Source organism: Stenotrophomonas sp. Sm6012, assembly GCF_030985895.1.
GTDB classification, from domain to species: domain Bacteria; phylum Pseudomonadota; class Gammaproteobacteria; order Xanthomonadales; family Xanthomonadaceae; genus Stenotrophomonas; species Stenotrophomonas forensis.
Map to the genome: position 1 here is coordinate 1 of NZ_JAPTFX010000181.1, position 7,809 is coordinate 7,809.

Annotated in this window: 7 protein-coding genes; 2 read left to right on the plus strand and 5 right to left on the minus strand. The window is 67.9% G+C overall.

Translation table 11 applies throughout. The annotated features are described in order from the left end of the window. Positions 1–79: 79 nt before the first annotated feature. The 5 genes from O0J73_RS20360 to O0J73_RS20380 all read right to left on the minus strand — a co-directional run bounded on the left by O0J73_RS20360 (position 80) and on the right by O0J73_RS20380 (position 5,768). The gene (locus O0J73_RS20360; protein ID WP_308309498.1) at positions 80–2,998 is read right to left on the minus strand and encodes a TonB-dependent receptor; all 2,919 of its coding nucleotides are present in this window, start codon (positions 2,996–2,998) and stop codon (positions 80–82) included. Between the two features lie 178 nt (positions 2,999–3,176). After that, complete coding sequence (locus tag O0J73_RS20365) at positions 3,177–4,109, minus strand: FecR domain-containing protein (protein ID WP_197563795.1); 933 nt, start codon at positions 4,107–4,109, stop codon at positions 3,177–3,179. Positions 4,110–4,213: 104 nt separating this feature from the next. Then, positions 4,214–4,714, minus strand: a complete 501-nt coding sequence (locus O0J73_RS20370) for an RNA polymerase sigma factor (protein WP_197563809.1) — start codon at positions 4,712–4,714, stop codon at positions 4,214–4,216. Positions 4,715–4,800: 86 nt separating this feature from the next. After that, positions 4,801–5,277: a hypothetical protein gene (locus O0J73_RS20375; RefSeq protein ID WP_308309500.1), complete on the minus strand. Its 477-nt coding sequence runs from the start codon at positions 5,275–5,277 to the stop codon at positions 4,801–4,803. Beyond that, a complete protein-coding gene (locus tag O0J73_RS20380; RefSeq protein WP_006467732.1) occupies positions 5,277–5,768 on the minus strand; it encodes a hypothetical protein in 492 nt (163 codons plus the stop codon). Before O0J73_RS20380 ends, O0J73_RS20375 begins: the two co-directional genes overlap by 1 nt. A 184-nt stretch (positions 5,769–5,952) precedes the next feature. On the opposite strand from O0J73_RS20380, the gene ppa reads away from it, so the two are divergent. Beyond that, complete coding sequence (gene ppa / locus O0J73_RS20385) at positions 5,953–6,489, plus strand: inorganic diphosphatase (RefSeq protein ID WP_005410935.1); 537 nt, start codon at positions 5,953–5,955, stop codon at positions 6,487–6,489. Between the two features lie 151 nt (positions 6,490–6,640). Continuing rightward, entirely contained in the window at positions 6,641–7,762 is a 1,122-nt protein-coding gene (locus tag O0J73_RS20390; RefSeq protein WP_006467784.1) for an HDOD domain-containing protein, read from the plus strand. Positions 7,763–7,809 lie beyond the last annotated feature (47 nt).

Sequence of the window (7,809 nt, forward strand, 5' to 3'; positions counted from 1 at the left end):
CCCCCCCCCCCGGCCCGTTACAGCGCAGGAGCGGTGCGGACCAGGGTCCGCACCCACCGAAGGCGCACTGCGCAGTCGATCAGTACTTCCAGGTCAACGCCAGGCGCGCGGTGCGGCCCGGGGCCGGCATCACGCCCAGGGCAAGCGGGTCCAGATAGTAGCGGTCGGTCAGGTTGTCCACGCCCGCCTCCACCGACAGCTGGTCGTTGAAGCTCCAGCTGGCGAACAGGTCGACCAGGGTGGTCGGCCGGTACAGCTGCTGGATCGCCGACAGGCCGACGTTCCATTCCTTGTCCAGCTTGCTGATCGGGCCGGCGTTGTGCACCACGCGGGTGCCGAAGGTCAGGCGCTCGTCGAACAGGCGCGAACCCAGGGTCAGGTTGACCATGTAGCGCGGCGGATTCTGCGTGTTGGTGTACGAGCCCTCGAAGCCGCCATCGACGCAGTCCGGCGTGCCGGCCAGCTCAGCGTTCTTGCGCTGCTCGCCATAGGCGCGGCGCTCGGCGGCAATGTCCGGCGCACAGGTCTTGGCCTTGAAGTAGTAGTGCGCGGACAGATCGGCGAACAGCTTGCCGCTGTCATAGCTGGACTGGAACTCCATGCCCGACACCTTGAACCGGTCGACGTTGCGGATCAGGCCGGCCGACAGCGTGCGGTAGTCGCGGGTGATCAGGTCGTCGATGCGGGTATCGAAGTAGGCCAGCTTCAGCGCCAGGCGGTCGCCGGCGGTGAACAGGTCGTAGCGGATGGTGCTGGCACCGATTTCCCAGCTGCGCGCACGCTCCGGCTTCAGTTCACCCACCGGCTTGGCAGCGGTGAACAGGCCCAGCGTGGTCTCGAACAGGCTCGGCAGCTTGGTGCCTTCGGCGTACTTCACGTAGACCATGGTGTCTTCGCTGAAGCGGTAGGCCACGCTGGCGGTCGGCGAGAACGCGCTGTCGCGGCGGCGGATCGGCTGCGACCAGCTCCAGCTGACCGGCACTTCCAGGTCCTGCGCCTTGCCCGCGTCGTAGAAGTTCCAGCCACCGATGTCGGCCACCGTGCCCTTCTTGTACGGCGAGGCCAGCAGCGACTCCTGGGTGAAGTTGCCGTTGGCATCCGGGTACCAGTTCAGCAGCGCGATGCGCTTGGCCCGCCACGACGGCAGCGCCGGGTTGCCGTTGAGCAGCTCGGTGTAGCGGTACTGGCCCTGCACCTCGTAGGCATCGGGCGTGGCCAGGCGGTTGCGGTCATGCACATCCACGCGGTTCCAGCGGCCACCGGCCAGCAGCTCCCAATGCTCGTCAGGCTGCCACTTCAGCGAGGCCACGGCGCTGTATTCCTTGCGCTCGGCGTTGCGCAGGAAGCGGTTGTTGACCAGATCGTCGTGCATGACCGGCCCGGAGCTGCCCGGCGCGATGTCTTCATCGCTGTAGGACACGCCGTAGTCGAGCGTGAACGCACCCGCGTGCGTATCGAACCTCGAGGTGTTGCTGGCGTCCAGGCCGAAGCGCTTTTGCCGCAGCGGATTGCGGTAGGCATCCTTGTAGCCGGGGTCGCCACTGAAGCTGGGCGCGTCATACCACTCGGTGCGGCGGTCGAAATACCACGGCGTGATGCCGGTCAGGCTGTTGTACATCACGCTGTCGGTATCGGTGTAGGTGGCATTGACGCGCAGGTCGACCAGCTCGCTGTCCGGGTTGAAGCGGTAGCGCAGGGTGTAGCTGTCCATGTCGACGTGGCCTGGATCCCACTGCGGAATGCGGTCACGATCAACGCGGATGATCTGCGAGGCCATGATCTCGCCGGCGGTGCCTTCGTAACGGCGGTAGCCCGCCTCAAGCGTCTGCGCGTCGTCGATGCGCCAGGTGCCCTTGAGCAGCGCCGACTTCGAGCGCGAGGAGGTGTTGAACACCTCGGTACGCGGCGGGTTCAGCGGGGCCAGCGTGCGCCGGGTCTGCGGGAAATCATCGTAGCCATGCTTGCCCGAGAAGTAGTTGCCCGTATCGCGGTAGGCGTAGGCGGCGACCAGGTCGAAGCGATCCCAATGGCCGGCGGCGGCGACGTTGAAGAACTGGTTGCCGGTAGCGCTGCGGTCGGCGCGCGGCGCAGCACTGTACGCCGGCAGGTTGTTGGCGCTGGCATTGGCCAGGCCACCACGCACGCGCACGCCGAAATCGCGGCCTTCGCGCAGCACGTCACCGATCTTCAGCGTTTCCATCTCGACCACGCCGCCGATGCCGCCAGAGGCGTTGGCCTGCAGGCTGGGGCCCTTGGTGATGGTCAGGCTGGAGATCAGGTCCGGGTCCAGGTAAGTGCGCTGCGACTGGCCTGCATAGCCGCGGTAGGTGTCGATGCTGGACTGGCCACCGTCGATGATCACCGGCACGCGGCCCTGGCCCTGGATGCCGCGGATGTTGACGTCGAAGCCGTTGCCGACGCGCGGGTCGCCGGCGGTAACACCGGCCACGCCCTTGACGATGTCGCCGTTGGAGGTACCGCGGAAGCGCTCCAGATGCGTGCGGTTGAGCGTGGTGGTGGAGCCGACGCTGCGATAGCTGTCGAGCAGGCGGGCTTCGTCGCTGGTCGCGCCCGCATCGACACGGTCGCCGGCCACGCTCAGCGTGTCGGTGACGATCACGCCATCGCCGGCCTGCGCCGGCGTCGCTGCTTCCAGCGTGACTGCATCCGCGCTGACCCGGCGCACCGCCAGGCCACTGCCCCGCAGCAGGTCCCGCAGCGCGTCGTTGGCCGACAGGCTGCCGCTGACCGCACGCGAGGTCACGCCCTGGGCCAGCGCGGCCGGATAGACGACCTGGATGCCGGACTGGCGCATGTAGCTGCGCAGCGCTTCGTCCAGCGGCTGCGCCGGAATGTCGAAGCGCTGCACGGCGGCATGATCGCCGTGGGCGCTCTGTGCCAGCACGGACGGCGCGGCGCTGGCCAGGCCTGCGGCCAGCAATGCGATGCACAGGCGGGACGGGCGCAGCACGCGGCCCGGACAATGGGAGTCGAACATGGGGGAACCTGTCAGGTAATCAGTGCCGCAGGCGCGGCGTCATCCGCAACACAGGCGGACACGGCGACGTACGTGGCGGCGGCGGGTACGTTCGCGGGGTAAGACGGATGGGAGCGCGACGACCCCAAGGGAGATTTGCGGAAGATGGAGGGTGAAGGCATCCACGCATGGCGTGGATCTACTGGACGATGGCGACGCCGAAGGGAAGACGGGTGACCTTCAAACCGGCCGTCGCGGCCAGCGCATCCAGCGCCTGTTCCGGGCGATCGATGCGCAAGGCTGCACTTACCGCCGGCAGCCGAGAAAGATCACCGCGCACGAAGGTCGGCCCGGCACGATAGCGTCCCACCCATTGCACGGCGTCGGCGACACTGGCCTGCTCCAGCAGCAGTTCACCCTGGCGCCAGGCTCCGACGCTGTCCGCAGCCACGTCGCCCAGGCGCGTCACACCGCTGCGCTCACCGTAGACCGCGCGCTGTCCCACCTGCAGGTAGGTCCAGCCACCGTCGGCAGGGCTGGCCACCCGCACCCTGCCCTGCCCGACCTGGGTTTCCACCTGGCCATCGCCGCGCGCGACGGTGAACGCGGTCGAGATGTCCTCGACCACGCCATTGCCCGCACGCACGCTGAAACGCCGCTCTGCATCAGGGGTGACGTCGAACCAGGCGCGTCCGCGCAGCAGCTCGACCTGGCGCGCATGCGCGTCGAAGCGCACGGCGATCGCGCTGTCCGCATCCAGCACCGCGCGGCTGCCATCGGGCAGCTGCACGTCCTGCACCACGTGCGTGCTGCGGTGATCGGCCTGCAGGCGCAACCAGGCTTCCGGCCAGGCCACCAGCATCGCCAGTGCCGCCGCCGCAGTCATCGCCCAGCGCAGTCGCCGCGGCCGCAGCCGCTGCACTGGCCTGGCCTGCGGACGCGGCCCGATGCTGCGCCACAGCGCGCGCTCGTGTTCGAACGCCCGGCGGTGCTCCGGCTGGGCCAGCCAGCGCTCGAACTCGTGCATCCGCGCCTCACCGACGTCGCCCGACGCCAGCCACGCGATCCAACCCCGGGCCTGTTCGGCCAGGGCATCGTCATTGGCGGCGGGCAGCATGTTCGGCGGGCTCATCGGCTGGCGGACAGGCGCATTCAAGCGCGGGCAGGGGAACTAGACCGCATCCACGGTCCAGTGATCAAGACGTTCCAGCGAAGCGCAACCCCAAGATCGGACGGTCATCGACCGCTGCGCGCCCAGGCCAGGCGTTGCAGTGCCGTGCGTACATGGTTCTCGACGGTGGTGACCGACACGCCGAGCCGGCGCGCGATCTCGGCCTGGGTCAGGCCCTGCAGGCGATTGAGCCGGAAGATCGTTCGCGTCGGCTCCGGCAGGTGTCCCGCCGCGTCCAGCACGCGCTGCAGTTCGTCCTGTGCCATGGCCTGCTCCTCGGTCGAGATCACCTCATCCGGCCCCCACAGATAGTGGTCCGCCAGCAGGCGGTTGCGGCGGGTCGATTCACGACCGTGGTCGGTGGCCAGGTTGGCGGCCAGCCGGTACAGGTAGGCGCGCGGGTTGTCGATGGCCTGGCTGTCGTCGACCCCACGCGCCTTGAACCAGACCGCCTGGATCACGTCCTCGGCGCCGCCGTCGCTCCCCAGGATGCGTTGGACGCGGCGCAGCAGCGCTGACCGCTCGCGGATCAGCAGTTCGGTGAGGGTGGCGGCATTGGAGGACATGCGCGGAGCCGGTACCACGGAAAAGAAGGCGTCGCGCATGCTACCCCGTTAATGCGAATCAGTCACGTTTGCATTCCTGACGGCTCTCACAGGCAGTCGGTCAGCCCGTCGTAGACACTCATACCGGTTCGAGGCAGCAAGGCATGCAGCGCGTCATGTCCGGATCCAGCGCCCCATACCTCCAACAGTTCGTCCAGCCGGGTTCCTGCAGCCAGAGGCACCGCGCAGGCATAGCGGCCGACATCGGCATCGATCTGCCCGGTCTGCCGGACCCAGGTCGAGCTTCCCGAAAAGGTCCAGATGCAGCCGGCAACCACGCCGGTGGACTGTTGCACCGAGCAGCGCAGGCGCATCGCCCTGAGGTTGTAATACTCCCCCTCGCAGAAGGTATCGCCACAGACGTCGTCAAAGCCGCGCACCAGCTGACGCTCGGCGGCGAGGAAACGCGCGTGGCCGGCGCCCGGTGCGGGGTAGTCACGGGCATCCACATAGAGCGGACCGGCCTGCACGGCCCCCGCCATCAACAGCCCGCAGGCCAGCCATCGCGTCTTGAACCCGCCCATCAGCCGTCCCTCCGCGCATTCCGGATGCAGTCGGGCAGCACGTCGAACAGGCCGTGATCGAGCCCCGGCAGGGGCCCCACCAGGCCACCCGGTGCGTCCAGCGCGGCATGGAAAGCCTCAACCGGCACCCCCGGATGCAACTCCACCGGACAGACCCAGCGGCCATTATCGACGCGAATCTCGCCACTGTCGGCCTGTACCGCCAGCTCGCTGGCAGCAATGACCCAGGCACATCGCTGCACGGTGCCGCGATGGGCCAGCACGGCGCAACGAAACTCCAGTACCTGGTAATTGCTGTACTGCCCTTCACACCAGGTATCGGCGCAGCGTGCATCGAACTCCCCCGTCAGCGCAGCCTCCAGGCCATAGGCGCGCTCCCAGTTGGCCTCCGGTCGCGGATAGTCGATCAGATCGACGTGCAGGCCCCGGGCAGGCGCCGGCAGGGACACCAGCAGCAGCGCGACGGCGGTGAATCGGGCATACCAGGACATGGGCAGCACTCCTCGGAGATGGGGGTCCAGCCTGCGCCGCCCGCGCCGGGTTCCCCATCAGCCAAACCCCGGGCGGTCCGTAGGGACGCCCCGCGCGGTGCCGTGGGCTGCCCTCCCCTGCACAGCGCCCGGCAAAGGCATAAAATGGTCAGCTATCCGTCTACACCCCCACCTGGAGCACACCATGGGTCTGGAACTCGTCTCGCCCGGCAAGAACCCGCCGGAAGAAATCAACGTCATCATCGAGATCCCGAAGGACTCGGAGCCGGTGAAGTACGAAGTGGACAAGGAAACCGGCGCGATCTTCGTCGACCGCATCCTGTCCACCCCGATGCGCTACCCGTGCAACTACGGCTACGTGCCGAGCACCCTGTGTGGCGATGGCGACCCGGCCGACGTGCTGGTGGTGCTGCCGCTGCCGCTGGTGCCGGGCTCGGTGGTGCGCTGCCGTCCGGTCGGCGTGCTGAAGATGAGCGACGAGGCAGGCAGCGACGAGAAGATCCTGGCCGTGCCGGTCTCGAAGATCTTCAGCGGCTACGCCCACGTTGAAGACATCGCCCAGGTGTCCAGCCACTGGCTGGAGCGCATCGGCCACTTCTTCGAACACTACAAGGACCTGGAAAAGGGCAAGTGGGTCAAGCTGGACGGCTGGGGCGGCGCCGCCGAGGCCAAGCAGATCCTGATCGAAGCGCACCAGCGCCACCTCGACAGCAAGGCCTGAGCCTGAACCGGATCGCTCCGGCATGCCCTGCCGGAGCGATGCGGGTCACGTTTCAAGACGACGGCACATCACTCTTGCTGTCGTATTAGGTAAATTGCGTCACTTCACACGTCGTCGACATCCATCGTCGAGACAGCCAGGGGAATGTGTCGTGCGTATTCTGCTTGTTGGGGATGCAGCCAGCCTGCCGGCCGAGCTGACCGAATTCATTGCCGATCTTGGGGAAGACTGGCAACCGTTGACCGCCGCCGATGGCCAGACCGCGATGACCGCGGTGGCTACGCAGGGCGTGGATGCGGTGATCGTCTGCCCGCAGCTGCCGGACCTCAATGCCACCACGCTGCTGGGCCAGATCCGGACCCTGCGCCCGGAAACCATCCGCATCGCGCTGGTGGATGCCCTGCATGGCAACCGGCCGCCGCCGGCACGCCTGATCGGCGTTGCCCATCGCTTCCTGCCGTTGCCGCTGGCGCCGGAAGTGCTGCTGGAGGCGCTGACCAGCCTGGAAGAGCTGCGCGAGGTGCTGGACAGCCCGCGCCTGCGCGATGCCATCGGCCGCATCGAGAAGCTGCCATCACCGCCGCACCTGTACCTGAGCCTGACCCAGGCGCTGGAGCACGACGACGATGCCGACAGCGCTGACGTCGCCAAGCTGGTCGCCGCCGATCCGGCCATCGCCGCCAAGGTACTGCAGTTGTCGAACTCGGCGTTCTTCAGCCAGGGCCGCACCATTTCCGACCTGCGCACCGCGGTGACCCGGCTGGGCCTGGCCACGCTGCGCGACCTGGTACTGGCCAGCGAAGTGTTCTCGGCACCGACGCTGTCGACCGCCGAACGCAATTCGCTGCAGCAGCGCGCCCTGCTTGCCTCGCGGCTGGCCGCACGCCTGCTGCCCGAATCCAGCGCCGAACTGGGCGCGACCGCCGCCCTGCTGGCCGACATCGGCCTGCTGCTGCCCGGTGTGCGCAATGAACGTTCCGAACCGTCGCTGGCGGGCGATACGCGTCCCGGCCACGCCGAGGCGGGCGCCTATCTGCTGGGACTGTGGGGCCTGCCGATGCCGATCATTGAAGCAGTGGCCTTCCACCTGCAGCCGCAGCGCGCCAATACACGCAGCTTCTGGGTGACCGGTGCGGTGCACGTGGCACTGGCCCTGGTCAACGGCGATCCGGTGGACGAGGACTACCTGCAGCGCGCGGGCGTGCTCAACAAGCTGCCGCTATGGCGCGAGCATGCCAATGCGTTGATGGGGCTGGTCCCCAGCGACGCCTGAACCCGCCACTGCATCCCAGCGAACTCAAGGGGCGCGGCGGGCGCGCG

What these genes read in the sequence shown, in the direction of transcription:
- ppa (WP_005410935.1), top strand. Translation starts at nt 5,953, where the DNA reads ATGGGTCTGGAACTCGTCTCGCCCGGCAAGAACCCGCCGGAAGAAATC.
- O0J73_RS20370 (WP_197563809.1), bottom strand. Translation starts at nt 4,714, where the DNA reads ATGTCCTCCAATGCCGCCACCCTCACCGAACTGCTGATCCGCGAGCGG.
- O0J73_RS20360 (WP_308309498.1), bottom strand. Translation starts at nt 2,998, where the DNA reads ATGTTCGACTCCCATTGTCCGGGCCGCGTGCTGCGCCCGTCCCGCCTG.
- O0J73_RS20380 (WP_006467732.1), bottom strand. Translation starts at nt 5,768, where the DNA reads ATGTCCTGGTATGCCCGATTCACCGCCGTCGCGCTGCTGCTGGTGTCC.
- O0J73_RS20375 (WP_308309500.1), bottom strand. Translation starts at nt 5,277, where the DNA reads ATGGGCGGGTTCAAGACGCGATGGCTGGCCTGCGGGCTGTTGATGGCG.
- O0J73_RS20365 (WP_197563795.1), bottom strand. Translation starts at nt 4,109, where the DNA reads ATGAGCCCGCCGAACATGCTGCCCGCCGCCAATGACGATGCCCTGGCC.